Source organism: Alteraurantiacibacter lauratis, assembly GCF_037154155.1.
Classification (GTDB): Bacteria; Pseudomonadota; Alphaproteobacteria; order Sphingomonadales; family Sphingomonadaceae; genus Alteraurantiacibacter; species Alteraurantiacibacter lauratis.
On the sequence record NZ_JBANRN010000018.1, the window covers coordinates 1 to 25,086 of the forward strand.

Consider the following 25,086-nt stretch of genomic DNA (forward strand, 5'->3'; position numbering starts at 1 on the left):
TCTCCTGCTTCAGCGGAGACACTCTGAATCAATACACGCACTGAATTTCAAGAGGCTGATTGGGTTTAGACCCTAACAGCCGCCGGCGCCAGCCGACGCGCTCGATCGCGAGCACGGCGAGCGGTACGTAAACGGGCCAGAGTACGTGCGAGAAAAATGCGTAGAAATGGGTGAGCGCCGAAGCCAAGTGACTCTGTCCGCTCGCCAGGGCCAGCCAAAGACCGCCCTCGAAGAGCTGCTGTACTCCGAATAAGCCTGGGATCGCTGCGTAAGGTAATTCCGTGCGAACTCGCACCTGCTTTAGTGTCACCGCGCCCACTGCAAGCAGGACCGATCCGGCAACGAAGCTGGCCTGAGCCGAAAAGCACATGGCCTAGCCCTTATGATGTTCCGCGAAGCTTCTCCACCGCGCTAGTGGGACAAGAACAGCGTAGAGGCCACTTCTCCACACGATACGCCTGCAATCGGCAACCTACGGCCCGGCTGTTGAGTCCCTGCATACCCTAAGCCGCGAACGCCGCCGGCGCGTATAGTCCGGGCTGGAAAGATGCCTGGACCGGTCCAGCTGGATCAGGCAGCAACTGGGGTGCGAACGGAATCCGCCGCTTCGTTGCATGCCTCCGCACAACGACGGCAGTGCTCAGCGCAAATGCGGCAATGCTCATGTTTGCTCGCGTGCCGCTCGCACTCCTCCGCACAGGCCCGGCACGCAGCCGCGCATGCCCGCATTGTGGCTGCGATAATCTCCTCATTGCTGCCGGTCCGTCGAGTGCCCACCGAGCCCGCCGCAAGACACAGATCCGCACAATCGAGGTTCAGCCGAATGCATTGACGCAGCTGTTCCACCATCTCTTCGGCAAGACATGCGTCCGCGCACGAAATGCATGTCTGTGCACAGGAATAACATTCTTCGATACAGCTGATCAGCACGTCATTGGTATTGCCCTGAACGCTGGGGTGTGTGGCGATCATCTCCCGCATGTGGTGCATGCTAGTCTCCTATGGCTGCTGCCTCTGTTGCTTTGAATGTCATGCCGAGATTTCGGGTCCCGCCCCTGCGTTGAGGCGTGTCGTAGGAACAACAAACGGAGCCGTTGGGTTAACCGGAGTAAGCTGGCCGGCTTCGGCCAACTCAACCACGCACTGCGGAGGCACCCGGATGGAGAAGCAGCATCAAGCGATGAGCAAAATGGGATGGGGGCGCTTTGTAGCGATGATCGCGACGTCTAGCGCCATCATGTTCGTGCTGATGTATCAGCTGGTCTACAGCTCTGAGCACGTCATGTTCAGCCTGAACCGCTTCATCGCATCCCTGGTGATGGGATGCGTGATGACCGCCGTCATGCTGGGCTTCATGTGGTCGATGTACGAAGGGCAAAGCACCAAGGTGATGGTCCTGGTTGCAGCTGTCGTCGCGGGGATCGCCCTCCTGGCCGTGAACCGAACCCAAGCGCTCGTTGGAGACGTGACGTTCATGCGCGCAATGATTCCTCACCACTCCATTGCCATCAACAATGCGCGAAAGGCTGCGATCAGCGATCCGCGAGTACGAGAACTCGCTGACGAGATCATCTCGAGCCAAGTTCGGGAGATTGCCGAGATGAAGTTGCTGATCGATGACATCGAATCCTCTGGGCAACGTGGCGATGTCCCCCTGCCCGCGCGCGAGGCCGTCGTAACCCCAGAGATGCTTCCAAAGATTCAAGACGCCGTCCGGTAGCAGTCCAATGAACCTCCGCAAACATGGGCGCATCCGGTAATCTACGAATAGCTGAGCCGTCACGGCTGGTAGATCTTCTAAGCGTCTTAATCGCCATTCGTGGTTAGCCGCAGGCAACGAAGCTGGGACAACATGCAAATCTGTCTTGGGCAGGCTGGCGGGCATGCGGCGCTTGAAGGAGCTCCCCATGCTGAAGATTCTTCTCGCTCTCACAACGGCTATGCCGCTAGCTGCTTGCGTAACAACGAGCGAGGTCACAGCTGACGAGCGCGCCTATTGCGAGCGAATGGAGCGCGATATGGGCGTCGATCACCGGCACGATCACGCGGAGGCCAAAGGCAGGGGCATGAATCCAATGAACGTCACGCACGCTCGATGCCGGGCGATGCTTGGGATGAATTGACGGGTCGGCTTTGAGACCCCACCAAGGGCGTTAGAGGCCTAGCGTCAGGTCGCCCGAGTTTGACCAAGACATTCGATGACCGACGCCAACCTACTTCTCACTTCCTGCGCCGCTTGCTGAAGCGCCGGGTTGGCGATCGCCTGCATCGACGCCACCGGATCGATCGCCGCTACCTCTATCACACCAGGGGACAACTGCTGCACGACCACGTTGCAGGGTAGCATGGTGCCGACCTTGTCCTCGAGCTGAAGCGCTTCATGCGCAAGCTTGGGGTTGCAGGCGCCCAGGATCAGATACGGCCGGAAGTCGACCCCGATCTTCGCCTTGAGGGTCTCGCGAATGTCGATGCGGCTTATGACCCCGAAGCCTTCTTGCTTGAGCGCAACTTCAACTCGTGCGCTTGCATCCGCAATATCCCCGTTCAGCATCGTTGAGATGTAATAGGACATGTCCTTCTCGCATCTAGGCCGCCCTTACGCTTCGAGCATCTCCTCGGTCTCAGCGGCTTCCTTCGCCTGATCGTCTCTGGTCTTCCGCGCCTTGGCGAGGATCTGCTCGTCCTTTCCTTCGGCGATCACAACTTCGGACAACGCCACGCCGCCCCGGTGATGCTCCAGCATCTTGGCCAGGAAGCTTTCCGTGACGTCGTCGCGGCGTGCGTTCATCATCGCGTGCATCATGTCGCGCTCCGCAGAGAAGTAAGGCTGCGCGGATGCGGGCTGCCCTTCGCCATCCTTGAGCAGGCTCCGCAGTTCGGCGACCTCCTTGGTCTGCTTGTCGATGACTTGCTGCGCCATCGCTCGGGCATCCTCCCTGCCTCCTTCCTGGGCGAGGAAGGCTCGGGACATCTCGATGGCTCCCTCATGATGGGCGATCATCTTGCGGGTCCAGGTGTCGGCCACGTCGACGCCAACGGCCGTCCGCATCGCGCGATGCATGTCACGTTCGGAGTCGGCGAACGGGCCGGTCATGGCCGCCATCTGGCGGTCCATCTCCTCGTCGTTCATCATCGTCTGGCCGCCTGCCATCGGAGATGCCTGCTCCATCGGCGTCGCGGCGTTCTGCTCGGATTCCTCCGACTGCGAGCATGCGCCAAGTCCGGCAATCGCCACAGCTGCGCCCACTAAAGCAAATACCCGCATGACGTTTCCTCTCGAAGCTCGGCCTGCGCGATAAGCGGCGCAACGGACCTTTGGTTCCGCCAGCGCAGACACCCGGGGCCGCTGGTCCAGGCAGTTGCTCCCGAAGCAAAGGAAGCCAGCCAGGCCGGATGTGAAAGGAATTGTGGCACTCTGGATTGCCGCCTTGACCTTGACACCATGTCAAACTCTATATTGGCTCGAGTAGTGAGTCGAACCTGAAAGGACTGGCGATGGCGGAGGGCTGCAGCGCGCACGACCACGGGCACGGCGGTACCCCCGTTGAAGTTGGCGAGCCGACTATCGTCACGGATCCGGTGTGCGGCATGAAGGTCGACACCCGAACGGCCGAACACACACATCAACTCGGCAGCACGACCTATTACTTCTGCAGCTCGCGGTGCCTCGACAGGTTCAAGGCCGACCCCGACCGATTTCTCAATCCCGCCGCGAGCGATCCGGCGGTGACGCATCCGGCCATGGCTGCCCTGCCCCAAGCCGCCGCGGGCACGATCTGGACGTGCCCGATGCACCCCGAGATCCGCCGTGATGAGCCCGGCACGTGCCCGATCTGCGGCATGGCGCTCGAACCGCTCGAACCCACGCTCGAGGAAGGCCCCAATCCCGAGCTGATCGACATGAACCGGCGGTTCTGGGTCAGCGCGCTCTTCACCGTGCCGCTGGCACTGTTCGTGATCGCGGCCGAGCTGTTCGGCTGGGAGCCGCTGCCGATGCGGACCTCGATGTGGATTCAGCTCGCGCTGGCGACACCCGTCGTCTTGTGGGGTGGCTGGCCGTTCTTCGAGCGTTTCTGGGCCTCGCTCAAAACCCGCAACCTCAACATGTTCACGCTGATCGGGCTCGGCGTCGGGGTGGCCTACGGCTACAGCGTCGTTGCGACCGCTGCGCCCGGGATATTCCCGGCCTCGCTGCGGACCATGGGCGGTCTGGTGCCGGTCTATTTCGAGGCCGCGGCCGTCATCACCACGCTGGTCCTGCTGGGGCAGGTGCTCGAGTTGCGGGCTCGCTCGGCGACCGGCCGGGCAATCCGCGCGCTGCTGGGCCTGGCCCCGAAGACCGCACGCCGCGTCAACGACGATGGCTCCGAAGAAGATATTCCGCTCGAACATGTGCACGTCGGCAACCTGCTCCGCATCCGGCCCGGTGAAAAGGTTCCGGTCGACGGCGTCGTGACCGACGGGCGGAGTTCGGTCGACGAGTCGATGATCAGTGGCGAGCCAGTGCCGGTGGAGAAGAACCCGGGCGATCGCGTCACCGGCGCGACGGTCAACGGCACCGGTTCGCTGCTGATGAAAGCCGAGCGCGTCGGACGCGATACGATGCTGGCGCAGATCGTGCGGATGGTCGCCGACGCGCAGCGCTCGCGCGCGCCTATCCAGGCGCTCGCCGACAAGGTCTCCGGATGGTTCGTTCCGGCGGTTGTCCTCATAGCCATTCTCGCCTTCCTGGTCTGGAACTTTGTCGGTCCCGAGCCGCGGCTGGCGCACGCGCTGGTCAACGGCGTCGCGGTGCTTATCATCGCCTGCCCCTGTGCGCTCGGCCTGGCCACCCCGATGTCGATCATGGTGGGAACCGGGCGGGGTGCGCAGGCCGGCGTGCTGGTCAAGAACGCCGAGGCGCTCGAGCTGATGGAGAAGATCGACACGCTCGTCGTCGACAAGACGGGCACGCTTACTCTCGGCAAGCCGAAGCTCGTGGCCGTCAAGCCGGTCGAAGGGTTTGCCGCCGACGAGGTTCTCGCCCTGGCAGCGGCTCTCGAACGGGGTAGTGAGCATCCGCTCGCGGCAGCCATTGTCGAAGGCGCAGAGGAGCGAGGCTTGGCGCTGCCGGAGAGTTCCGATTTCGCCTCCATCACCGGAAAAGGGGTGACCGGGCAGGTAAACGGCAGGACCATATTGCTCGGCAACAAGGCTTTGCTGGCCGACGCCGGTATCTCGAGCGAAGCTCTTGAGTCCCAGGCCGACGAGCATCGCGCCGATGGCGAAGGTGTGATGTTCGTCGGCGTCGACGGACGACTGGCCGGGCTCGTCGTAGTCGCCGATCCGATCAAGGATACGGCTGTCGAGGCGGTCGCCAATCTGCGGCGTGGCGGCATCCATGTGGTGATGATGACCGGCGACAACCGGCGCACTGCTGAAGCCGTGGCGCGCCGCGTCGGGATCGACGAGGTCATGGCCGAGGTGCTGCCCGACCAGAAGCAGACCAAGGTGGAGCAGCTGCGCCGCGATGGCCGCCGCGTCGCGATGGCCGGCGACGGGATCAATGACGCCCCCGCGCTTGCAGCAGCCGACGTCGGCATTGCCATGGGCACCGGAACGGATGTCGCCATGGAGAGTGCGGCGGTCACCCTAGTCAAAGGGGACTTGGGCGGCATTGTGCGCGCGCGGCGCCTCAGCCGGGCGACGATGCGCAACATCCGCGAGAACCTGTTCTTCTCGTTCGTATTCAACGCCGCCGGCGTCCCGATTGCCGCGGGGATCCTCTATCCGTGGTTTGGCATCCTGCTGAGCCCGATCATCGCCGGCGCGGCGATGGCGTTCAGCTCGGTCGCGGTGATCGGAAACTCGCTTCGCCTGAGGAGCGCGAGACTTTGAGGACCGTACGCCCGCACGACGATCGCGCTCGAGCGGCGCTCGGATCGCTGTCTGCCGTCGGTGCGGGCGTGGCTGGCTTTGGCGCCGGAGTTCTCTTTGCCGACCGGGTCCCGGCCCTGGCGTGGCCTGCGCTTGTCGGCGGGGTCGTCGTGCATCTCTTCGGCATGGTCGGGGCGATGCGGCTGCAGTCGGCCGAAGGCTACAGGCCGGCGCGGCTCGAGCGGTTCGGATACTGGGCGTGCTGGCTCATCATCGGAGCCTTGTTCGCCTATGCCATAGCGGAGTGGTTGCGATGAAGATCGGTGAAGCCGCGGCGGCCTCCGGCATCAGCCAGCGCATGATCCGCCACTATGAAAAGATCGGGCTGGTCCCGGCCGCCGCGCGGCGGGATTCCGGCTACCGCGAATACGACGCGCGCGACGTCCATGCGCTGCGTTTCATTGGACGAGCCCGCGACGCCGGCTTCCCGATTGAGGAAATCCGCCAGTTGCTGGCGCTGTGGAACGACCGGGACCGTTCGAGCGCGGACGTGAAGAAGCTGGCTTTGGCACGCGCCGCCGAGCTCAGGCGCAAGGCTCTTGAGCTTGACGACATGCGCCGCTCGCTTGAGCATCTCGCGGCCAGGTGCCATGGTGACGACCGTCCCGAATGTCCGATCCTTGGGGACCTGGCGGAGCTTGCGCCAGTCAAGAACGGTAAAGGCAGCTTGGCGTAGATGCGCTCTATGGTTTCGACTCTGCTCCGCCTGGTGACAGCGATTGCGCTGATGCTCATGCCCTTGGGCATGGCGCAGGCGGCCGCGGTTGGCGCACCGGCGTCCGCAGCAGTCGAGGCCGGCCACTGCGACGAACATTCCGAACCGGGCAAGGCTCCGGCAGGCCCCAATCATCACTGTGCCGCCTGCACGGCGATCCCGTCGCTCGATTCTCCTCTGGCGGAAACCGAGATAACGCCGAAGGCGCCGCTCACGGCCGCACCGGTCGGTCTCCTGGCCGGGCTTGAGCTCGAAATCGCGACTCCCCCTCCAAGGCAAGGCTGAAGCTTACCCCCTTCAGCTTCAGATCTTGGAGAAAATCACATGAGAGTACTTCTTGGAGCGCTGGCGCTTGCCATCGCGACACCCGCCGCCGCGCAAAGCGCGCCCCCCGCCGATGCCCACGCCGGTCATGCCCAGCATGCCGAGGAGCAGCGCGGACAACCGCAACCCTCGCACCCGTCGGAACACACGGAGCACATGAAGGATTGCTGCGAGAAGATGCGGCAGCAGGGGCAGGCAATGGAGTGCTGCGACAAGTACCATGAAGAGGCCGGCGACGCGCCGGCCGATCATTCGCAACACGGCAATTGATGGGTGTGGGGCGCCGTTTTGGCCGGCGCCCCCGCCTGACACGATCCTGGAAAGGTCTTTCATGACCAGCATTCTATCTTTGGACCGGCGCCGCTTCGTCGCTGGCGGGGCCGCCGTGCTCGGCTTGTCGGCGCTTCGGCCGGCCTGGGCGCAGAGCGTCAGCCATGGCGCCGCCGCCAAGGGGTTCGGCACGCTGACCGGCCCCGACATCGACCTCACGATCGCCGAACAGGCTTTCGACGTTAACGGGCGGCTCGGCCACGCGGTCACGATCAACGGCTCGATCCCCGGGCCGCTCCTCCGGTTCAGGGAGGGCGAGAAGGTCCGCCTGGCGGTCACCAACCACCTCGACGAGGATACGTCGATCCACTGGCATGGTGTGCTCGTACCGTTCGCGATGGACGGGGTTCCGGGCGTCAGCTTTCCGGGGATCAAGCCGCACTCGACGTTCGTCTACGAGTTTCCGCTGATCCACTCGGGTACCTACTGGTATCACAGCCACAGCGGGTTGCAGGAGCAGCTCGGTCACTATGGACCGATGATCATCGACCCGGCCGGGCCCGACCCGATCGGGTCGGATCGCGAGCACGTCATCGTGCTGTCCGACTGGAGCTTCATGCACCCGCACACGATCTTCTCCCGGCTCAAGCAGGAAGGCGGCTTCTTCAATCGGCAGAAGCTCACTCTCGCCGACCGGATTGGGGCCAAGACGGACCCCTTGACGCCCGAAGAGCGGGAGATGTTCGCTCGCATGCGCATGGATCCGACGGACATTGCCGACGTGACCGGGGCGGCTTACCAGTTCCTCGTCAATGGCCACAGCCCGCAGGAAAACTGGACCGGTCTGTTCCGGCCGGGCGAGCGGGTTCGGCTGCGTATCATCAATGCGGCGACCCAGACGACCTTCAATCTGCGTATTCCGGGTCTGCCAATGACCGTCGTCGCGAGCGACGGGATCGAGGTCCAGCCGGTCGAGGTGGACGAGTTCCAGATCGGCAATGCCGAAACCTACGACGTGATCGTGCAGCCGGCAGACCAGGCCTACTCCTTCGTCGCCGAGACGATCGACCGCTCGGGAATGGGCGTCGCGACACTCGCGCCGCGCGCCGGAATGCGCGCCGCCGTGCCGCCGCTGCGCGAGCGCCCGACGCTAGGGATGCGGGACATGGGCATGGATCATGGTGCCGGTCACGAGGCCGGGGCCCATGCAGAGCCAGCCGCGGCAGCCTCGGGCACCGAGCACATGAACCACTCGAGCGCGTCTAGCCCCGCCGTCGACCACTCTGCCATGGGACATGGCTCTTCCGCGCCGGCAGGCGGCCATGCGTCGATGGATCATGCCGGGATGGCCATGGGAGGGATGGCGCACGCAGCTTCGCCCGGCGCCGATGCGAGCGCAGCTGCGTCCGACATGGCGGGCATGAACATGCGCGACAAATCGAAGGTCGATTTTCCAGTCGGACCCGGGGTCGACATGATCGCACCGATGCCGATGGACCGGATCGGCGACCCCGGTATCGGCCTGGACAATGTCGGGCATCGCGTGCTGACCTATCGGGATCTGGCATCGCTGCGTCCGCGACGCGACACGCGCCCTCCCACACGCATGCTCGAGATCCATCTTACCGGCAACATGGAGCGTTTCATGTGGTCGATGGATGGCGAGAAGCTGTCCGAAAACCCCGAGCCCTATCGCTTTGCACGCGACGAACGCGTCCGCCTCCGGCTCATCAACGACACGATGATGACTCACCCGATGCACCTCCACGGCCACTTCTTCGAGCTCGTCAACGGACACGGGGCGCATCAGCCGCTCAAGCACACGGTCAGGGTGCTGCCGGGCGGCTATGTCGACCTCGACCTGACCGCCGACGCGCCCGGCGACTGGGCGTTTCACTGCCACCTGCTCTATCACATGCACGCCGGGATGATGCGCATCGTCAAAGTGCGGCCGCTCGAAGGAGACGCCGCATGAGGTCGTATCTTTTCCTGGCCGCGGCTGTCGCGGCGTTCACGCCGGGCGCCGTCCTCGCCCAGCATGACGATCACAGCGCTCATGCGCAGGAATCGCAGGCAACCTCGCAAGCCGACAGTGAAGCGGGTCCCGCGCAGGCCGAGTCCGACCATTCGGCGCATGCCGGTGAGCCGGTGGCGGTTGACCCGCATGCCGGCCACGTGGCCTCGGCTCCGGCTCCGGAAGGCGCTCCGCCCGATCCCCATGCCGATCACGATGCGGCCGCCGGCGGTCAGCCGACAGAGGCAGCGTCTCTGCCGCCGATCGCCGGGCCACCTCCTGAAGCCTTCAGCGGACCCGAATATGCTGCCGACGGCGTATTCGGCGAGACGGCCATGGCCATTGCCAGGCGCACAGAGCTCGGCGCGATGCACGGGGGCGTAAAGAGCTACAGGGTGCTCGTCGATCGTCTCGAAGCGCAGCTGGTCGACGGACAGGACGTGTATCTGTTCGACGCGCAGGCCTGGTACGGCGGCGACATCGACAAGCTGTGGCTGAAGGCAGAAGGCCATGGTGGTTTTGGCGGTGCGTTCGACGGCGCCGAATTGCAGGCCCTGTGGAGCCATGCCATCGGGCCGTGGTTCGATCTGCAAACCGGCGTCAGGCTCGACGTCGGTCCCGGCGAAGATCGCGTCCACCTGGTCCTCGGCGTTCAGGGTCTCGCGCCTTACTGGATCGAGCTCGACGCGGCCGCATTTCTGTCGGACGAGGGGGATGTGACCGCGCGCATCGAGGCGGAGCACGACATGCGGATCACGCAGCGCCTGATCCTGCAGCCCCGTGCTGAACTGGAATTCGCGCTCCAGGACATCCCCTCAAGAGCGATCGGCTCGGGCCTGAACTCTGCCGCGATCGGAGCGCGATTGCGCTACCAGGTTACCCAGCTCTTCGCCCCCTACCTCGGCATTGAGTACGAAGCCGCCACCGGGGAGACGCGCGATTTCCGGCGAGCCGCCGGCGAGAAGGTAAGCGGCTTGCGCCTTCTTGCTGGCGTGAGGGCATGGTTCTGATGATTGCAAAGAAACATGACGCGCATCGCGTGCGCCATCCACACGGAGGACGATCATGATCCGTTCCGACCTTTCACGCCGGCACCTGGTCTTCGGGCTGGCAGTCACCGGGGTATTTGGCTTGGCTGCCTGCTCCGGCAAGAGCGAGGCGGGCCAGCAAACGAGCGGTCTGTCTGGCGACGGCGCCGCGGCGCAGCCGATCATGACAGTCTACCGCGATCCCAACTGCCCGTGCTGCGAAGACTGGGTGCGGATAGCCGAACGCGAGGGTTTTTCCGTACGCATGATCGAGGACCCCGACATGCCCGCACGCAAGCGGGCGCTCGGCGTTCCGGCGCAGCTCGCATCCTGCCATACCGCGCAGTTGGCCGGGCTGGTGTTCGAAGGGCACGTTCCGATCGCTCACCTCAAGCGGCTCGTGGCCGACGGGGGCCCGTTCATCGGCCTCGCTGTGCCCGGAATGCCTCGCGGTTCACCGGGCATGGAAATGCCCGATGGAGCAAAGGATCCCTTCGATGTGATCGGCTTCGACCGCAACGGCAGGACCGAAGTCTTCGCGCGTGGCTAGCTGAACGCAGGTCCCCGCAAACATTCAGAAGATGTGCATCCCCGCCCGTTCATATCAAACTCGATACAATTCAGGAGGTCGATCATGAAATTCCTCAAAGCCGGACTCGCAGTGGCCCTGGTCAGCGCCGGGCTGGCGACGACGCTCCCCGCTTCTGCCCATACGAAGCTGGTCAGTTCCAGCCCGGCAGCCAATGCCACCGTCACCGCTTCGCCAAGAACCATCACGCTGACCTTCAATGAGCGAGTGGTTCCCGCGTTCTCCAAGTTCGAGCTGCTGATGCCAGAGCACGATATGAAGATTCCGGTCGAGACAACCGTCTCATCCGACGGGAAACGGATCATCGGCACTGTTCGGTCGTCGCTCCACCGCGGCTCGTACGCGATCCATTGGACGGCAGCGGGTTCAGACGGGCACAAGATGGAAGGGCATGTGAACTTCCGGGTGGGCTGAGCGTGATCGAACTCGCGATCATCTCCCTCAGGCTGCTGCAATATACAGGAGCGGCGATCCTCTTCGGGTCGTCGCTCTTTTTCCTGTACGCGCCTGCCGGACCGACCTCCCCCTCCCTGGACCGGGCCACAAGGCGGTTGCTCACAACTGGGGCCGCGATCCTTGCCGTAGCAGCCCTGCTCGCCATCGCGTTCCAGGCAAGCCTGTTTACCGGCTCCCTCGCGGGGGGATTTTCATTCGAAGCAGTGGGCAGTGTCATCTCCTTCATGAGCTTCGGGAAGGCGGCCGTTGTTCGAGCGGTAGCGGCCGGCGCAGCACTGCTGCTGCTGGTGACCCTGCCCCTGTCGCGAGCCACCCTGGTCGCCACGGGTGGCCTTGGCGCCATCGCGGCGGCAAGTCTCGCATGGATGGGCCATGCCGCGGCCAGCGAAAGCTGGGTTCACCTCGTCGCGGACGCGTTTCACGCCTGGGCCGCAGCCTTATGGATTGGCGCATTGTTCGGTTTCCTCCCGCTGCTACGCAGCGCCGACGGGCCCCACGACATCGTCCAGCTGGAAACGGCGCTCGCGCGCTTTTCGGCGCTTGGCGTGCCGCTGGTGCTGGTCCTTGTGCTCAGCGGGCTCGTCAATGGCTGGTTCTTGACCGGCCTTGAGGGGATCGCTCGCTTGCCGTTCACGCCCTACGGGCAGCTACTGCTGCTGAAACTCGCAGCGTTCGCCGCAATGCTGATCCTTGCCGGGATCAATCGCTACTATCTCACGCCCGCGCTTGCGAAGCGGCAACTCCCGGGAACCGTAACGAGCCTGCGTCGCACGATCGTGATCGAAACGGTACTTGGCCTGGCCGTGCTGGCGCTGGTCGCCTGGCTCGGAACCCTCGAACCGTTGCCTTGACGCCCGTCGTTGCCCTTCTTCGCGAACTTGGCCTTGAGCAACGGTCGGATGCAGCAGCTTCTCTATCGGGAGACTGTCTTCCGGGCCGCCTAATCTTTTCCACTTTGTCATCCGTCTGCTACAAGGGATCGCGATTGGCCCCGGCGGCTAGGAATGCGCTGAAGGAGATCAGCCAGTGCAAGGCAGGACCAACAGCAAGCGCGGTCTGACCGTTCTGGTGTCGCTCATGGTGGGTGCGGTGGTGCTCCTCGCCATCTGGTACTCGATCGGCTCATCGCGCGAGGAAGCCGGATATTGGCCGCTGCTCATCTTTGCGCTTTGCCCGCTCATGCACCTGCTCATGCACGGCTCGCATGGCGGCCATGGGGCGCACCGCGATCAGTGAAGGAGACACGCGATGACAGGCGCGACAGATTCCCCGATCGTTGAGAGCCGCCTGCCGCTTTCGGTCGGGCGCCTCTCCTTGACGGGAGCCCTGTCGCTATTCGTCGTCTACGCGGCATGCTGGGCCGGAGCCACGGTCGGCGTACCGGTGACGCATGCCTTTATCGGGCTCTTCACAAGCTTTGCGGTTGGCTCGCTTGCGGCGCTGTGCGTCGGAGGGGCCTGGGCGCTTCTCGCCGGCGGCTTCACGGGCGCGGTCGTTGCTGCGATCTACAATATGGTAAAGTTCATGGAGCCACCGTCAGCGAAGTGACGAAGAGCTAGTGGCGCGAGTGCGGCTTGATCGGCAAGTCGCGACGACGATGCCGTTCCAGATAACAGACCTGTGTCTTGTGAAGACGGTCGATCGGCGCCTCGGAGTGCTGTCCGAGGCTTTCGAGCGCGCACCTGAGGTGTAACCAGCTCCCTGTGCAGAGTCAGCAGAGCCTTCCCGAAATACCCAGCGCTTCATTGGTCTGGGCGATCGAATGGGCCGATTTGGCAGCCGGGCCGGTCAGGGCCCTGATGGCATCGATCGTGTCGGGAATGACGATAGCCTGATTGTCGACCATGTAGGCGTAGAACAGCTCATCGCTATCGACCTTGAGCATGTCCTCCCACAGCGCGACCTCATAGAGGTTGTCGTGCGGGCGGCCGAGGTCGGCCATCAGTTCCTTGATGGTGTTGATCGCAGCGAGACCATCGCCCGCGCGGATCAGTGCAATGCGCGATGAGGCCCTGAAGGCGTCGAGCACCTCTTCCTTGCTCGCACTCCGCGTCAGCTGCACCGACCAGTAGTGAAGATGCGCCAGAGTCTGCGGCACCTTGACCGCCATCGTGACCACGTCGAGTTCGGGATCCACGCTTCGGGCGTCCGGCCCCTGATGACTGGGGATGTCAGGCTCAGGGACAAGCGTATTCATGATGCCGCCGAGGTGACTTTCCCATGGATCGGTGGCTCGTCGCAGCAGCGTCCCGCGCGCGCGTTTCAACAGGCCCGCGCGCTTGAGCGCCGTCAGGGTGCGCACAATTGAGGTTGTGTTGCAGGACACCACCCGCGTCGCCGCGCGTCCGACAGCGCTTTCGAACGAGACCTCGGCGACAAAGGAATGCCCCGTGACCTCATGCTTCTCGCCCCCATGCACGATGAACTTGAGCCCGCTCGCTCGATAGGTCTCCGCGTTTCGGGCTGCGACACGCTTGGGCGTGCAGTCCACGACCAGATCGGCCCGCCCGAGAAGCTCATCAAGTGTGCCGGCGATGGGCAAGCCTGCCTCGCGCATCGGCGCGACATGTTCCGGCGTCGCGGAGTAAACATCGATACCTTGAGCCACCAGCGGCCGCAGTCGCCAGTCCGTGGCGATGTCCACTATTCCGGCGAGCCTCATGTCAGGCTGCGCCATGACGGCGGCCGCCACGCGCTTGCCGATGACGCCGTAACCATTGATCGCGACGCGGACTGGCTCGTGCTCGGTCATCCTTTTCATTCTCCCCCAATGGCTTCGGAACGTTTCATCATGGTTCCACCTGGATGATGTCCCCCGCGGCTTCGGCATAATCGAGCGCGTACGCGAGCTCTGCAGCAGTCTCGGCATGGAGGTGCAGAAGCGGTTGGCCCCGCTCCACCTCCTGGCCCAGACGAACCTCCATGAAGACGCCCGCGGCCTTGACTTCCGGAGCCCCGGCCAGCTTGGCAAGTCGCGCCAGCTTCCGGTTGTCGATATGGACGACCCGCCCGTCCCGCGCAGCAGCAAGAGGGTGGGTTTGTTCCGCCACTGGCGGTACCCGCATGCCGCCCTGGGCCTCGCAGATCGCCTGGAATTTGGTCCAGGCTCGCCCGTCCGCCAGCGTCTCGAGCGCCAGGGCCGTGCCCTCGCCCGGTTCGGACTTGCCACCAATCTCAAGCGCCACACCGGCAAGCGCCGCGGCGCGCCGGCGAAGATCTTCCGGCCCGTCTGGCTCATTGCGCAGTACAGCCAGCACGTCGCGGGCTTCCAAGGCGGGTCCGATACCGCGTCCGACGGGCTGTGTGCCATCGGTCAGCAGGCACCGTGCTTGCAAGCCCGAGCGCGCAGCGACCGCGCGCATGCGCTCGGCAAGTTGCTGCGCATTCTCTTCGCTGCGCACCTTCGCGGTCGGACCTACCGGAATGTCGATGACCACATGGGTCGAGCCGGCCGCGATCTTCTTTGACAGGACCGAGGCGACGAGCTGGCCCTCGGTGTCGATGTCGAGCTCGCGCTCGATCCGCACGAATTTGTCGTCGGCCGGACTGAGGTGGATCGCTCCACCCCAGGCGATGCAGCCACCTTCCTGCTCGACCACGCGCTTCAACGTGGCGATATCAAGATCGACCGGCGCGAGCGTCTCCATCGTGTCGGCGGTTCCGGCGGGCGATGTAATCGCACGCGAGGAGGTTTTCGGCATGAGAAGGCCGTTGGCCGCAACGATGGCCACGACCAGCGGCGTGGTCCGATTGCCCGGCAGGCCGCCGACACAATGCTTGTCGACCACGATCGGGGCACCCCAGGACAGACGGTCACCAACCCCGATCATCGCCGCGGTGAGGTCGATTGTCTCGTCCTCGTCAAGCGGCAGCACGGCGCTGGCGGTCAGGAACGCCGACAGATGCACATCGCTGTAGCGCGCGGCCGCGACATCCTCCACAATACCGGCGAATGCTGCTGCATCGAGGCGATGCCCGTAGATCCGCCGTCGAACGCTGGCGACCGACTCGAGCGCCGGCGCATGGGTGACCGCGATCGGAGCGCCTTCGGTCACACCGAGCATCTGCCACGCGACTTCGGACAGGGCGGCTTCATCCGGCGCGAGCAGGCTGTCCCCTTCGACCTGAAAGAGCGCAGCCCGCACCTCCCGGCCCGCCGCCGAAAGCAATACCTGGGGGCGCCCGGCCAGTCCCTCGGCGCGGCAGACATGGCAGTCCGTGCGCATGATCACGACCGGCTGGTGCTGCGTGTGAAGACCGAGCCGCCGAGCACGCAATGTCGGCTGAATCACTGGATCGGGCCTCGTCATAGTTCGAACATCTGCGCCTGGCGCGGAACGACGGCATCCCATCCAAGCTCGTGATCGATGCGCGAGCGTAATGCCTCCGAGGCCTGCGCCTCGCCGTGAACGATGAAGACCCGCCGCGGCGCGCGCTGAAATCCGGACAACCAGCGCATCAGTTCATTGGCATCCGCATGAGCCGAAAGCATCGGCAGGTCGGCGACTTCCGCTTCGACCGGAATCCACTGGCCATGGATCTTTACCTCGCGCGCCCCTTCAAGCATCGCGCGACCCCGCGTCCCCGCCGCCTGGAAGCCCGAGAAGACGATGGAATTCTTCCGATGGGGCGCGAACGCCTTAAGGTGATGAAGAACGCGCCCGCCGGTCGCCATACCGCTCGCGGAAATGACGATCTTTGGATAGGAGTTCGTGCTGATCTCCTTCGATTGCTCGACCTCGCGTGTGTAGATGGCGATGTCGCATGAAGCGCGGCAGACCTCCGGCGCGAGGCGATGATCGGCAAGGTGGTCGCACAGCATGTCTGTTGCTTTGATGGCCATGGGGCTGTCGAGATAGATGGGCACATTTCTCAACCGCCCCGCCTCGCGCAACTTCCATAGATAATAGAGCAGTGCCTGGGCGCGCCCGACTGCAAAGGCCGGGATGACCACGGTCCCGCCACGCGCGACGGTGCGTTCGACGACTTCACCGAGTGCTTCTGCGGGATCGGTCGGTTCGTGAATGCGGTTGCCGTAGGTCGACTCGATGACCACGAAGTCGGCTTCTGCAATTGGCTCCGGGTCGAGCATGAAAGGGTCGGCATATCGGCCGAGGTCGCCCGAGAAGGCAATGCGCCGGCCGCCCCATTCGACGTCCGCCGTCGCGGCACCAAGAATGTGTCCGGCGTGGCGGAACGTAACGATCGCGCCGCCAGGCAGCTCGACCGGCTCGGAGAAGGATACCGGCGTGAACAACTCGAGCGCGCGCTCGGCGTCCTTGACGCCGTATAGCGGCAAGGCTGGCTTGTGCCGGGTGGCCCCGATGCGATTGAGGAAATCGGCGTCCTTCTCGTTGAGATAGCCGCTATCCTTGAGAATCAGTGCGGCAACATCCCGGGTCGCCGCGGTTGCGTAGATGCGACCACGAAAACCGTCCCGGACGAGGCGCGGAAGATAGCCCGAATGGTCGAGATGGGCGTGGGTGAGAATGACCGCATCGACGCTGCCGGCCGGGACTGCCAGCGGCTCCCAATTGAGCTCGCGCAGGTTTTTCATGCCCTGGAACAGGCCGCAATCGATGAGGATGCGGTTGCCGTCGTGTTCGAGCAGATGCTTCGAACCTGTGACGGTCCCGGCCCCGCCCAGCGAAGTCATGGTTAGCATCAAGCGGTCCTTCTGTTTGCGCAAGGGTTGATGAGGTCGTGCGGATTGCCGCAGCCATCGATTGCGGCACATTCGGCTGCGGAGAGGAACTGATCCCGGGGCCGGTTCATCAATCTCGCCGCACTTTCGACGAGATGGGCCCAGGTCGACCGGTTGGCGAACAGCATGCCGGCCACGTCCAGAGTGCCGCCCCGGCTGATATAGCCATGGGCGATTGTCTTTGACGGCCCACCGTCGAGCCGCCGCAGCAGCCCAAGCATCGGCTCGGGCCGAGTATGGGTCGCGATCACGCGGGGTGCGTTGGGTGGAAAGAACTCCGCGAGCGCCGCGTCGTCGGCGGCAAAAGCGTGCTCGATCGGATCGCGTGGTACGCGGAAGCGGCCCGGCTCGATCAACATCGTGACGAGCGGACGCAGCCCTGTATCGGTAAGACGCCGAGCAGCCTTGAGCGCTTCCTCAAGTTGATAGGCGCCGATGGCTACGAGCTGCACGTCTGCGTTCGCGGTCGCGCCTTCGATATGGACTGCACCCGCCTGGACAGCCTGGAGCGCGGCCTTTTCATCGAGCCGATGCGGCATATCGCGCTTCGAGACGATGAGGCACGCGACCTGGCCCCGGCCCTGGTAAACCGACCGCAGCGCCGCCACCGCGCTGTTCGCGTCGACTGGGAACAACACCCGTGCGGTGTCGCTCATCTCGCCAAGCAGGGCTTCTCCGATCGTTGGATCCTGATGCGACTGCTCGTTCTTGCTGTTTTCCCAAGTATGGGAGGTGACGATTAATGGCACCGAGATCCACCCAGGCTCGTGCCCGATCTCGCGCTGCCGGCGGGCGAAAACGATCTCCTGGCGCAGGCCGCCCAGCATCTTCATCGCGAACGCTTCGTAGCTCACGATCAGGTTGAGCCCGGCCTTGTTGGCGAGAGCGGCGCCGGCCACGGCCTCCTCGTTGAGGGCCGTGATGACCGCTCCGTCAATGGCCTCTGCGACACCGGTCTCGGGGTTGTTCACGCGGTGCCGCAAGCGCTCGAGCGCAGCTCCCATATGGTTCGAGCGCAGCTCGTCGGGATTGCCGACCCGAACCCGCATCGCGGGGTTGGCCTCCACGAGGCGCACGAACCAGCGATCGAGCGCGTGCATCGCGCAATCTGGCGGGTCGCCAGCGACGCTCCAGTCGAAGTCGGGCAGAGCCGGCGATTGGGGATGGCGCAGCGCCAGAGGGTGCTGGCTTTCCGGCGGTCGATCCTGCGCGCCGTGAATGGCGAGGGTTTCGACGGCGCGCTCGATCTCGTCGGCCGGGACGAACAGCGCAGCCGCGCCCGCGTTGAATTCGCGTCTCGCCGCATCGTCAAAAGCCGGATTTCCGCTGAGCGGCAGATTGTGAGCGGCGTTGGTGCCGGCACCGGGAAACCCGAATCCCTTGACGGATTCGGCTATCACATAAGGGATAGGCGCGGGATAGCGGCGCCCCGGATCGGCGATGAAGCGCTCAAGGCGCTGCTCGGCCTCCAATATGGCCCAGGCGAAGGCGGCCGGATCGCGCCCATCGATGGTGAAGGGATCGAAGCCGTTCAGGCGCAGATGGTCGGCGAGCCATTCGGCCCCGCCCTGCTGGGCGATCTGCGCTCGCTCCTCGATCCGCCTGCCGTTGAGGATCATCACGGGAATGGCGAAGCCGCTGTCCTCGGCGCGCCACCAGCGAGGGGTCCAGTCGGAGCCGCGTTGTTCCTCGAATGCTCCGTCGCTCAGAAAGGCGACGAGGCTTTCGCCGGGTAAAGGCATATGCACATATTGCACCTCGGCGAAGCCGAGATAGCCGCCTTCGGAGATCGCGCCGGCGGTATTGGGCCCGGCATGGCTCCCGAGGGGAACGGCCGCCGCTCCGTCGGCGGCGATGGCATAGGAATAGAAGTCCGCAACCAGACGCGAGAGGCCGGCTTCGCTTCGATCATAGCGCCCCCGCTGTGCCGGCGAGACGTCGCCGGTGAGCGCGTTGACCGCCTCGATCGCGGCGACGCTGTGGCCTTGCCCCATCAGCCAGGCGCGAGTCCTGGCGCTCAGCACATTGGCCGCAAGATAGCCGACGAATGCGGGCACCATATTGAGCGACCCGCCCGTGTGCCCCTCGGGCGTGGTCTTGAACGCATCTGCTGGAAGGGGCGCACCCGAGAGATCGACGCGCCGAGCATAGGTCATGTGGACGACCGCCCACATGGAGGCGCTCGCAAGCCGGTCCGCGGCGATCAGGGTACGGTAGAGCGCCTCCTCCCCTGACGCTGCGGTCGAGGCGAGCGCGTGGACGCGCGCGACGGTCTCATCGGAGTGGACGATGGGGCCGAACCCCTTTCGCCAAGTCTCGAACAAATCTGCCTGTGTCATTCTCGCCTGCTTGTGGTGGTTGGCCGGTAGCGGAGCCGGTTTCAGCCTCCGGTCCAGGGCGGCGGGTCGCTAGCCGGAAAGGAGTCGAAACCCGCAAGCTCGACCTCATCGAGCGGCTCGGGGGGCCGGCGATGGCGAACCAGATCCTGCGCGCTGGCATGAGTCTTGGCGAGCGCTTCCGCGACAAGCGGCGCTAGCGCGATCGCGTTGGACGGATGGGTCACCGAATCCGTCGACACGATCCGGCTCGAAAGATCAGCAAGTCGCTCGTAGGAATCTTCGGCGAACACCCCATGAATGACCGTGCAGACCGGCTTCGCAAAGCCTTGGAGCACCAGCTTGCGCGCTGCTTCGATCAACGTGCGGCCAGACGAGGCGATATCGTCGGCGAGCACCGGCTGGCGCCCGCGCCAAGCGTCGAGATTCGGCACCTCGACATCGACGCTGCGGTCGCCGTGTCGGATCTTGCGCAGTACGGTGAACGGCGCGCCCACCCGCGAGGCGATCGTCGACACCCACTGCTCGCTCTCCTCGTCAGGCCCGATCAGCAGCGGCGCCTCTACGTTTGCCGCGATCCAGTCGGCGAGCGCCGGTGCGCCATGCAGGGTGATGTTGGGGATCGTGTAGAGTGCAGACAGTTCGGGGTAGCGATGAAGATGCGGATCCACCGTAACCAACCGGTCAAACGTAGCTGATACGAGCCGGGCGAAGCTCTTCGAGGAAATTGCTTCGCCGGGCCTGAAGCGTCGGTCCTGACGCATATAGGCGAGGTAGGGCGCGACCAGCGTTACTTCGCGCGCGCCAAGCTCGCGCGCAGCGTCCGCCGCAAAGACCAGACTCAGAAAGGCCTGATCGGGATTCGCCAGGCTACAGACCAGGTCCACGCATTTGCCTCGGACGTCCGTGAGGAGCCGCACATAGCTTTCCCCGTCGGGAAAGCGCCTTGTCTCCAGGCTGCCGAGTTCGATGCCTCCGGCCTCGCTTAGGCGTTTCGCAAATGCTTCGTTGCCCGGCAGCGGAAAGATCACACGCATTCGATCACGCCTCCACCGGCCGCCGGCCCCTGTAGAATCGCAGTAACTGCGCATTGAACGCGACGATGACCGTGCTGACCGACATGAGGGCGGCAGCGACGGCCGGCGTCATCAGGAATCCTGTGCCGAACGTGATCCCTGCAGCCATCGGAATGGCGACGGCATTATAGCCGGTTGCCCACAGGAGGTTCTGCACCATCTTGCGATAGGTGGCCCGCGACAGACCGAGGATGGCGACCACGTCGCTCGGGTCGCTGCGTACCAGAACGATATCAGCGGATTCCACCGCGACGTCGGTCCCCGCCCCGATTGCAATTCCCAGGTCGGCGACGACCAGGGCCGGCGCGTCGTTGACGCCGTCGCCCACCATGGCAACGCTCAGACCGCGCGATTGCAATTCCTCGATCTTCTCCGATTTCTGGTTGGGCAGCACTTCTGCGAAATATTCCGAGATCCCGAGTTCCTCCGAGACAGCCTCCGCAACGCCATGGGCGTCGCCCGTGAGCATGATCGAGTCGACGCCGAGCGATTTAAGCTCAGCGATCGCCTGTTTCGATTCCGGCCGCACGATGTCGGCGAGCGCGAACAAGGCGCGCGGTGCGCCGCCGCGCACCAGAACGACCACAGTCTTGCCCTGGCTCTCGAGCTGCTTCAGACGCGGATCGGAAATCTCCGTGCCGGTGCGCGCGAGATGACCGGGGCTGACAATGCGAATGTCTTCTCCGTCGACCTTCGCGACGATGCCCTCGCCGGTGATATTGCGCACTTCGCTTGGCCTGGACCAGCTGATGCCGCGATCCTTCGCCTCGGCGACGATGCCGTGCGCGATCGGATGCTCGGACTGGCTCTCGGCGGCGGCGGCAAAAGCCAGCTCGGCATTCTCGTCCGCCTCGCCGATCACGACGATGTCGCTGACCCCGAAGCGGCCCTCGGTCAAAGTACCGGTCTTGTCGAACACGACGGCGTTAAGATTGCGCGCCCGCTCGAACGCGGCGCGATCCCGGATGAGAAGACCGTTGCCGGCGCTGAGCGAGGTGCTGACCGCGACGACGAGGGGCACCGCAAGGCCGAGCGCGTGGGGGCAGGCAACGACCATCACCGTGACCATCCGCTCCAGCGCGAATGCCGGCGTCTGGCCGAGAAGCAGCCACACGATCAGCGTGCCAAAGCCGACTATAAGGGCAATGTAGGTCAGCCAGGCTGCCGCACGGTTCGCCAAGTCCTGGGTTCGCGAGCGGGTCGCCTGAGCCTTCCTCACCAGGTCAATGACCTGTGCGAGATAGGTCTTGTCCCCAGTCGCGGTCACCTGGATCGTCACGGCCCCGGCGCCGTTGATGGCGCCGCCGATCGCCGCTTCGCCGACGCCTTTGGAGACGGGCTTGGATTCGCCGGTCAGCATGGCTTCGTTGAAGCCCGAACTGCCGTCAATGATCGTGCCGTCGACCGGCACCTTGGCTCCGGGACGCACCAGCACGCGATCGCCGCGTGCGAGCGACGCAATCGGAACTTCGTGGGTCGTGCCATCGGCTTCGATGCGGGTTGCCGTATCCGGCAACAGGCGCACCAGCTCTTCGAGCGCTCTCGATGCCCCCATGACGGAGCGCATCTCGATCCAGTGACCGAGCAGCATGATGCCGATCAGCGTCACCAGTTCCCAGTAGAAAGTCTCGCCCGGGAAACCGAAGCTGACGGCCGCCGAGAAGAAGTAGGCGGCCGAGATCGCCAGCGCGATCAGCGTCATCATCCCCGGCTGCCTCTTGCGCAGCTCGGAGACCAGGCCGGTTAGAAACGGCCAACCGCCATAGACATAGACGACGGTGGAGAGGGCGAAGAGCAGCAGGCCGTCGCCGCGAAAGGAGATCGCTCCGGCAAGCCCCAGCCAGTGTTGAATCATCGGCGAGAGGAGCAGCACCGGCGGCATCAGGACCAACGTCACCCAGAAGCGACGCCGGTAGTCCGCGATCATCGCGCCATGATCGTGGCCGCCAGCGTGCTCGGCATGACTGGATCCGGCCGCCTCGACCACAACAGGGTCAGCATCCGCAGCCGACTCGTGCTGAAGGTTGTGGTGCGCGTGATGCGCGCCATGTTCATCCATTCGACAGTCCTTCTTTCGAGGTTCCACGACGAAGTGGCCGCCCGGCACCGCCAGCAAACTGTGTGCGCGGCAGCACCCTGCCCCTCAAAACGAGAGGATATAGCTTGAAGAACGTAAATGCCACCGGGAGAGAATTGATGCGCTCAAGTGACACCGGTAGTTTGCTTGAATGATCGGCTCTAGTGCAGTTCGGTCAGCGCCGGCGAAGGCGCGTTGACCGCTCGCCCGCATGCGGCGCCGCAGCCCCCCATCCACTATAACCCCGGTGCATGAAGATGTGCGCGAGCGGACACATAATGATGACAAGCGCAGGATCGCGGGTGGCCTCCAGCATTGCCTGTTTCCATCACCTGCCTCGGCTCCGGACCGTCGGCACACACGTGCGGACCCGCTCCTTGCCAACGCGTAGCGCGCTTGCCGGAATGGCATCGTTGACCAGCATCAGATCGCGCGTGGATGGAGCCTGCCGAGAAGACTGGGAAAGACCCTCACCCGTTCGAGCGTCACTCGCAACACCTTGCTCCGTTCGACGAAGCGCCGGCGACCTGCGCTGCCAAATGCCCCGCGGCTGTGCCCCGGCTGGGATCGTGGCGATTGATCAAGCGGACGCCAGGAATGCACTGCACTCCTCGGCCATCGCCTTTTCTTCATCCGCGGAGATGATCAGGACTGCAACCCTTGCACCGGACAGGGCGATGTCGGGAGCGTTCGCGCTGTTGAGCTGCGCATCGATCGTTACCCCCAGCCACCGGAGACGCGCGCAGATTCTGGCACGTATTTCGGGCTGGTGCTCTCCAATCCCGCCCGTGAACACCAAAGCGTCGATGCCTCCAAGCGTCGCGGCGAGCGCCGCGGCTTCTCGCGCGACGCGAAAGGCGAAGATATCCAGCGCTTCGCCTGCAGCCGGCGCTTCGCTTCGAACGAGCACCCGCGCGTCGCCGCTGACGCCGGAAAGGCCCAATAGACCGGAGCGATGGTAGAGCATGTCCTCCAACGCCTCCGTCGACATGCCCCGAACATTCATCAGATGGAGCAGCACGCCAGGGTCAATCGCCCCGCAACGTGTTGCCATGGGTACACCGTCGAGGGTCGAGAACCCCATCGAGGTGTCGCGGCTCACACCGCCGTCCAGGGCGCAGAGGCTGGCGCCTGCGCCCAGGTGCGCGACGACGACGCGGCCACGGGCGAGTTCCGGTCGCCGCCGCTCAAGTTCGCGGGCAATGAACTGATACGACAGGCCATGAAATCCGAAGCGCTTCACGCCAGCATCAAACAACGCCCGCGGGATCGCGTAACGACGTACAAGGTCTGGCTGAGTGCGGTGGAACGAGGTGTCGAAGCAGGCGATCTGCGTCACGTCCGGATAGAGCTCTCTGGCTATACGGATAAGCGCCACACTCTTAGGCTGGTGAAGCGGCGCGAGCGGGATCAGGGTCTCGATCTGAGCAAGCACGCTGTGATCGATGATCGCCGGCCCGGCAAATTGATCGCCGCCGTGCACGACCCGCTGAGCAATTGCGCCCGGGGTACGGATGGGCAGTCTATCGGCAAGGCGCGCGAGCGCCTGGTTCAGCATGGTCGACGCCGGGGCGCCGGACGGAAGGTCGTGCTCGCTGCGCGACTGACCGATCTGAAGGCGCAGCGTTCCGGCGACCTCGTCGACGGTCGCACGCCCGAGCGGACGTGCCTGCCCGCTCTCGCAGGCGAACACGCCGAGCTTTATCGTGGCTGAGCCGGGATTGATGGTGATGATGATGTCGGTCATGGATCACGAGCCAATCTGCAAGCGCGTTGCGTGGTACCGGGCATCTAGACGAAGCAAGGCCGGAAAGTCCCGTCCTCGCTCGGTCGAACACGGCGGTGCTATCGGGCTTCGGGTGCGCAGCCGATCTTTCGTCGGCGGCGCAAAGCGAAGCGATAAATGCCAAAGGAACAGAGCGATGAGACTGGTAGTGCTGGGACCGCCGGGAGCAGGAAAGGGTACACAGGCACGCCGACTTGTCGAACTCTTTGGCGTTCCGCAGCTCTCGACAGGCGAAATGCTGCGCGCGGCGGTGGCCGACGGCACGGACCTCGGGCGGGCAGTCAGGGCGATGATGGATCGCGGCGAACTCGTACCCGACGAAGTGGTGAACCAGATGGTATCCGCCCGGATCGACCGGGACGATTGCCGCAACGGGTTCATTCTTGACGGCTACCCCCGGACCGTCGAGCAGGCGGCAGCCCTGACCGCGATGCTCGACGGAAAGGGAACCAAGCTCGATGCGGTGATCGCGCTGAAACTTGATCGGGACGTGCTGATCGAGCGAATGGCGAAGCGCGTCGCCGATACCCTGGCTGCGGGCGGCACCGTGCGGAGCGACGACAATCCGGAAACGTTTGCGCGACGTCTCGAGGAATATGGGCAAACGGCGGGGCCGCTTCTGGATTATTATCGCCGCCGGGGAGAACTCATTTCAATCGACGGGATGCAGGGCATGGAGGCCGTCACGCGGAATATCGCGAAACGTCTTGGCGGAGCGAGTTCGGACCCGGATGGGTGACGATCCGTGTTCCGCGGAGGAAGCGCGGCTGCACGCCTACCCCTTTCCTCATCTTT

The 25,086-nt window shown here is 64.4% G+C and carries 27 protein-coding genes; 14 read left to right on the plus strand and 13 right to left on the minus strand.

From position 1 onward, the window contains the following. Window positions 1-28 precede the first annotated feature (28 nt). Together WFP39_RS14075 and WFP39_RS15265 are read right to left on the minus strand one after the other, a co-directional pair. Window positions 29-370, minus strand: coding sequence for a DUF6629 family protein (locus tag WFP39_RS14075; RefSeq protein ID WP_336920473.1), 342 nt, complete (start codon window positions 368-370; stop codon window positions 29-31). Window positions 371-570: 200 nt separating this feature from the next. Next, window positions 571-990 (minus strand): four-helix bundle copper-binding protein, encoded by a 420-nt coding sequence (locus tag WFP39_RS15265; RefSeq protein ID WP_473829099.1) that lies wholly within the window; start codon window positions 988-990, stop codon window positions 571-573. Window positions 991-1,159: 169 nt separating this feature from the next. Between WFP39_RS15265 and WFP39_RS14080 the strand changes: the two genes are divergently transcribed. Both WFP39_RS14080 and WFP39_RS14085 read left to right on the plus strand, forming a co-directional pair. Further along, window positions 1,160-1,720 carry a DUF305 domain-containing protein gene (locus WFP39_RS14080; RefSeq protein WP_336920475.1) on the plus strand — a complete coding sequence of 187 codons (561 nt, stop codon included), beginning with the start codon at window positions 1,160-1,162 and terminating at the stop codon, window positions 1,718-1,720. Window positions 1,721-1,907: 187 nt separating this feature from the next. Next, the gene (locus tag WFP39_RS14085) at window positions 1,908-2,123 is read left to right on the plus strand and encodes a hypothetical protein (RefSeq protein WP_336920476.1); all 216 of its coding nucleotides are present in this window, start codon (window positions 1,908-1,910) and stop codon (window positions 2,121-2,123) included. Between the two features lie 44 nt (window positions 2,124-2,167). Here the strand turns inward: WFP39_RS14085 and WFP39_RS14090 are convergent, their stop codons facing one another. After that, a complete protein-coding gene (locus WFP39_RS14090) occupies window positions 2,168-2,572 on the minus strand; it encodes a DUF302 domain-containing protein (RefSeq protein ID WP_336920478.1) in 405 nt (134 codons plus the stop codon). A 24-nt stretch (window positions 2,573-2,596) separates the two neighbouring features. After that, the gene (locus tag WFP39_RS14095) at window positions 2,597-3,265 is read right to left on the minus strand and encodes a DUF305 domain-containing protein (RefSeq protein WP_336920479.1); all 669 of its coding nucleotides are present in this window, start codon (window positions 3,263-3,265) and stop codon (window positions 2,597-2,599) included. Between the two features lie 230 nt (window positions 3,266-3,495). Here WFP39_RS14095 and WFP39_RS14100 point away from each other — a divergent pair, with 230 nt between their 5' ends. The 4 genes from WFP39_RS14100 to WFP39_RS14115 are packed head-to-tail and all read left to right on the plus strand — an operon-like array spanning window position 3,496 to window position 6,916. Further along, window positions 3,496-5,877 carry a heavy metal translocating P-type ATPase gene (locus WFP39_RS14100; protein WP_377923262.1) on the plus strand — a complete coding sequence of 794 codons (2,382 nt, stop codon included), beginning with the start codon at window positions 3,496-3,498 and terminating at the stop codon, window positions 5,875-5,877. Then, window positions 5,874-6,173, plus strand: coding sequence for a hypothetical protein (locus tag WFP39_RS14105; RefSeq protein WP_336920481.1), 300 nt, complete (start codon window positions 5,874-5,876; stop codon window positions 6,171-6,173). Before WFP39_RS14100 ends, WFP39_RS14105 begins: the two co-directional genes overlap by 4 nt. After that, window positions 6,170-6,592 carry a Cu(I)-responsive transcriptional regulator gene (gene cueR, locus WFP39_RS14110; protein ID WP_336920483.1) on the plus strand — a complete coding sequence of 141 codons (423 nt, stop codon included), beginning with the start codon at window positions 6,170-6,172 and terminating at the stop codon, window positions 6,590-6,592. Before WFP39_RS14105 ends, cueR begins: the two co-directional genes overlap by 4 nt. A 9-nt stretch (window positions 6,593-6,601) precedes the next feature. Further along, window positions 6,602-6,916, plus strand: a complete 315-nt coding sequence (locus WFP39_RS14115) for a hypothetical protein (RefSeq protein WP_336920485.1) — start codon at window positions 6,602-6,604, stop codon at window positions 6,914-6,916. 18 nt (window positions 6,917-6,934) lie between these two features. Here the strand turns inward: WFP39_RS14115 and WFP39_RS14120 are convergent, their stop codons facing one another. Continuing rightward, window positions 6,935-7,207 (minus strand): hypothetical protein, encoded by a 273-nt coding sequence (locus WFP39_RS14120; RefSeq protein WP_336920487.1) that lies wholly within the window; start codon window positions 7,205-7,207, stop codon window positions 6,935-6,937. 79 nt (window positions 7,208-7,286) lie between these two features. On the opposite strand from WFP39_RS14120, the gene WFP39_RS14125 reads away from it, so the two are divergent. The 7 genes from WFP39_RS14125 (at window position 7,287) to WFP39_RS14155 (ending at window position 12,860) form a co-directional block, all read left to right on the plus strand. After that, window positions 7,287-9,200: a copper resistance system multicopper oxidase gene (locus WFP39_RS14125; protein ID WP_336920489.1), complete on the plus strand. Its 1,914-nt coding sequence runs from the start codon at window positions 7,287-7,289 to the stop codon at window positions 9,198-9,200. Next, complete coding sequence (locus tag WFP39_RS14130; protein WP_336920491.1) at window positions 9,197-10,249, plus strand: copper resistance protein B; 1,053 nt, start codon at window positions 9,197-9,199, stop codon at window positions 10,247-10,249. The genes WFP39_RS14125 and WFP39_RS14130 overlap by 4 nt, the downstream gene beginning before the upstream one ends. Before the next feature lie 55 nt (window positions 10,250-10,304). After that, window positions 10,305-10,817: a DUF411 domain-containing protein gene (locus WFP39_RS14135; protein ID WP_336920492.1), complete on the plus strand. Its 513-nt coding sequence runs from the start codon at window positions 10,305-10,307 to the stop codon at window positions 10,815-10,817. Window positions 10,818-10,901: 84 nt separating this feature from the next. Next, window positions 10,902-11,270, plus strand: coding sequence for a copper homeostasis periplasmic binding protein CopC (gene copC, locus WFP39_RS14140; RefSeq protein WP_336920493.1), 369 nt, complete (start codon window positions 10,902-10,904; stop codon window positions 11,268-11,270). A 2-nt stretch (window positions 11,271-11,272) separates the two neighbouring features. After that, a complete protein-coding gene (gene copD / locus WFP39_RS14145; protein WP_336920495.1) occupies window positions 11,273-12,163 on the plus strand; it encodes a copper homeostasis membrane protein CopD in 891 nt (296 codons plus the stop codon). 175 nt (window positions 12,164-12,338) lie between these two features. Continuing rightward, window positions 12,339-12,548, plus strand: coding sequence for a DUF2933 domain-containing protein (locus WFP39_RS14150; protein WP_336920496.1), 210 nt, complete (start codon window positions 12,339-12,341; stop codon window positions 12,546-12,548). Window positions 12,549-12,560: 12 nt separating this feature from the next. Then, complete coding sequence (locus tag WFP39_RS14155) at window positions 12,561-12,860, plus strand: hypothetical protein (RefSeq protein ID WP_336920498.1); 300 nt, start codon at window positions 12,561-12,563, stop codon at window positions 12,858-12,860. Between the two features lie 163 nt (window positions 12,861-13,023). Here the strand turns inward: WFP39_RS14155 and WFP39_RS14160 are convergent, their stop codons facing one another. From WFP39_RS14160 to WFP39_RS14190, 8 genes are all read right to left on the minus strand, one after another. Continuing rightward, the gene (locus WFP39_RS14160; protein ID WP_336920500.1) at window positions 13,024-14,064 is read right to left on the minus strand and encodes a type II glyceraldehyde-3-phosphate dehydrogenase; all 1,041 of its coding nucleotides are present in this window, start codon (window positions 14,062-14,064) and stop codon (window positions 13,024-13,026) included. 37 nt (window positions 14,065-14,101) lie between these two features. Beyond that, on the minus strand, window positions 14,102-15,622 hold the full coding sequence (locus WFP39_RS14165) for a thymidine phosphorylase family protein (RefSeq protein ID WP_336920501.1): 1,521 nt from the start codon (window positions 15,620-15,622) through the stop codon (window positions 14,102-14,104). After that, window positions 15,619-16,977 (minus strand): MBL fold metallo-hydrolase, encoded by a 1,359-nt coding sequence (locus WFP39_RS14170; protein ID WP_336920502.1) that lies wholly within the window; start codon window positions 16,975-16,977, stop codon window positions 15,619-15,621. The genes WFP39_RS14165 and WFP39_RS14170 overlap by 4 nt, the downstream gene beginning before the upstream one ends. Beyond that, the gene (locus tag WFP39_RS14175) at window positions 16,977-19,355 is read right to left on the minus strand and encodes a phosphoketolase family protein (protein ID WP_336920504.1); all 2,379 of its coding nucleotides are present in this window, start codon (window positions 19,353-19,355) and stop codon (window positions 16,977-16,979) included. Before WFP39_RS14175 ends, WFP39_RS14170 begins: the two co-directional genes overlap by 1 nt. A 41-nt stretch (window positions 19,356-19,396) precedes the next feature. Then, the gene (locus WFP39_RS14180) at window positions 19,397-20,389 is read right to left on the minus strand and encodes a ribose-phosphate pyrophosphokinase (protein ID WP_336920506.1); all 993 of its coding nucleotides are present in this window, start codon (window positions 20,387-20,389) and stop codon (window positions 19,397-19,399) included. Between the two features lie 4 nt (window positions 20,390-20,393). Next, window positions 20,394-22,487, minus strand: a complete 2,094-nt coding sequence (locus WFP39_RS14185; protein ID WP_336920507.1) for a heavy metal translocating P-type ATPase — start codon at window positions 22,485-22,487, stop codon at window positions 20,394-20,396. 193 nt (window positions 22,488-22,680) lie between these two features. After that, window positions 22,681-22,821, minus strand: a complete 141-nt coding sequence (locus tag WFP39_RS15250; protein ID WP_377923261.1) for a DUF2933 domain-containing protein — start codon at window positions 22,819-22,821, stop codon at window positions 22,681-22,683. Between the two features lie 264 nt (window positions 22,822-23,085). Then, window positions 23,086-24,252, minus strand: coding sequence for an acetate/propionate family kinase (locus WFP39_RS14190; RefSeq protein ID WP_336920508.1), 1,167 nt, complete (start codon window positions 24,250-24,252; stop codon window positions 23,086-23,088). 175 nt (window positions 24,253-24,427) lie between these two features. Between WFP39_RS14190 and WFP39_RS14195 the strand changes: the two genes are divergently transcribed. Beyond that, window positions 24,428-25,030 carry an adenylate kinase gene (locus tag WFP39_RS14195; protein WP_336920509.1) on the plus strand — a complete coding sequence of 201 codons (603 nt, stop codon included), beginning with the start codon at window positions 24,428-24,430 and terminating at the stop codon, window positions 25,028-25,030. The last annotated feature ends 56 nt before the right edge of the window (window positions 25,031-25,086 follow it).

Excerpts from the sequence above, each read along its gene's own strand:
- WFP39_RS14075 (WP_336920473.1), bottom strand. The coding sequence starts at position 370 with ATGTGCTTTTCGGCTCAGGCCAGCTTCGTTGCCGGATCGGTCCTGCTT.
- WFP39_RS15265 (WP_473829099.1), bottom strand. The coding sequence starts at position 990 with ATGCACCACATGCGGGAGATGATCGCCACACACCCCAGCGTTCAGGGC.
- WFP39_RS14080 (WP_336920475.1), top strand. The coding sequence starts at position 1,160 with ATGGAGAAGCAGCATCAAGCGATGAGCAAAATGGGATGGGGGCGCTTT.
- WFP39_RS14085 (WP_336920476.1), top strand. The coding sequence starts at position 1,908 with ATGCTGAAGATTCTTCTCGCTCTCACAACGGCTATGCCGCTAGCTGCT.
- WFP39_RS14090 (WP_336920478.1), bottom strand. The coding sequence starts at position 2,572 with ATGTCCTATTACATCTCAACGATGCTGAACGGGGATATTGCGGATGCA.
- WFP39_RS14095 (WP_336920479.1), bottom strand. The coding sequence starts at position 3,265 with ATGCGGGTATTTGCTTTAGTGGGCGCAGCTGTGGCGATTGCCGGACTT.
- WFP39_RS14100 (WP_377923262.1), top strand. The coding sequence starts at position 3,496 with ATGGCGGAGGGCTGCAGCGCGCACGACCACGGGCACGGCGGTACCCCC.
- cueR (WP_336920483.1), top strand. The coding sequence starts at position 6,170 with ATGAAGATCGGTGAAGCCGCGGCGGCCTCCGGCATCAGCCAGCGCATG.
- WFP39_RS14115 (WP_336920485.1), top strand. The coding sequence starts at position 6,602 with ATGGTTTCGACTCTGCTCCGCCTGGTGACAGCGATTGCGCTGATGCTC.
- WFP39_RS14120 (WP_336920487.1), bottom strand. The coding sequence starts at position 7,207 with ATGATCGGCCGGCGCGTCGCCGGCCTCTTCATGGTACTTGTCGCAGCA.
- WFP39_RS14125 (WP_336920489.1), top strand. The coding sequence starts at position 7,287 with ATGACCAGCATTCTATCTTTGGACCGGCGCCGCTTCGTCGCTGGCGGG.
- WFP39_RS14130 (WP_336920491.1), top strand. The coding sequence starts at position 9,197 with ATGAGGTCGTATCTTTTCCTGGCCGCGGCTGTCGCGGCGTTCACGCCG.
- WFP39_RS14135 (WP_336920492.1), top strand. The coding sequence starts at position 10,305 with ATGATCCGTTCCGACCTTTCACGCCGGCACCTGGTCTTCGGGCTGGCA.
- copC (WP_336920493.1), top strand. The coding sequence starts at position 10,902 with ATGAAATTCCTCAAAGCCGGACTCGCAGTGGCCCTGGTCAGCGCCGGG.
- WFP39_RS14155 (WP_336920498.1), top strand. The coding sequence starts at position 12,561 with ATGACAGGCGCGACAGATTCCCCGATCGTTGAGAGCCGCCTGCCGCTT.
- WFP39_RS14160 (WP_336920500.1), bottom strand. The coding sequence starts at position 14,064 with ATGACCGAGCACGAGCCAGTCCGCGTCGCGATCAATGGTTACGGCGTC.
- WFP39_RS14165 (WP_336920501.1), bottom strand. The coding sequence starts at position 15,622 with ATGACGAGGCCCGATCCAGTGATTCAGCCGACATTGCGTGCTCGGCGG.
- WFP39_RS14170 (WP_336920502.1), bottom strand. The coding sequence starts at position 16,977 with ATGCTAACCATGACTTCGCTGGGCGGGGCCGGGACCGTCACAGGTTCG.
- WFP39_RS14175 (WP_336920504.1), bottom strand. The coding sequence starts at position 19,355 with ATGACACAGGCAGATTTGTTCGAGACTTGGCGAAAGGGGTTCGGCCCC.
- WFP39_RS14180 (WP_336920506.1), bottom strand. The coding sequence starts at position 20,389 with ATGCGTGTGATCTTTCCGCTGCCGGGCAACGAAGCATTTGCGAAACGC.
- WFP39_RS14185 (WP_336920507.1), bottom strand. The coding sequence starts at position 22,487 with ATGGATGAACATGGCGCGCATCACGCGCACCACAACCTTCAGCACGAG.
- WFP39_RS15250 (WP_377923261.1), bottom strand. The coding sequence starts at position 22,821 with ATGCTGGAGGCCACCCGCGATCCTGCGCTTGTCATCATTATGTGTCCG.
- WFP39_RS14190 (WP_336920508.1), bottom strand. The coding sequence starts at position 24,252 with ATGACCGACATCATCATCACCATCAATCCCGGCTCAGCCACGATAAAG.
- WFP39_RS14195 (WP_336920509.1), top strand. The coding sequence starts at position 24,428 with ATGAGACTGGTAGTGCTGGGACCGCCGGGAGCAGGAAAGGGTACACAG.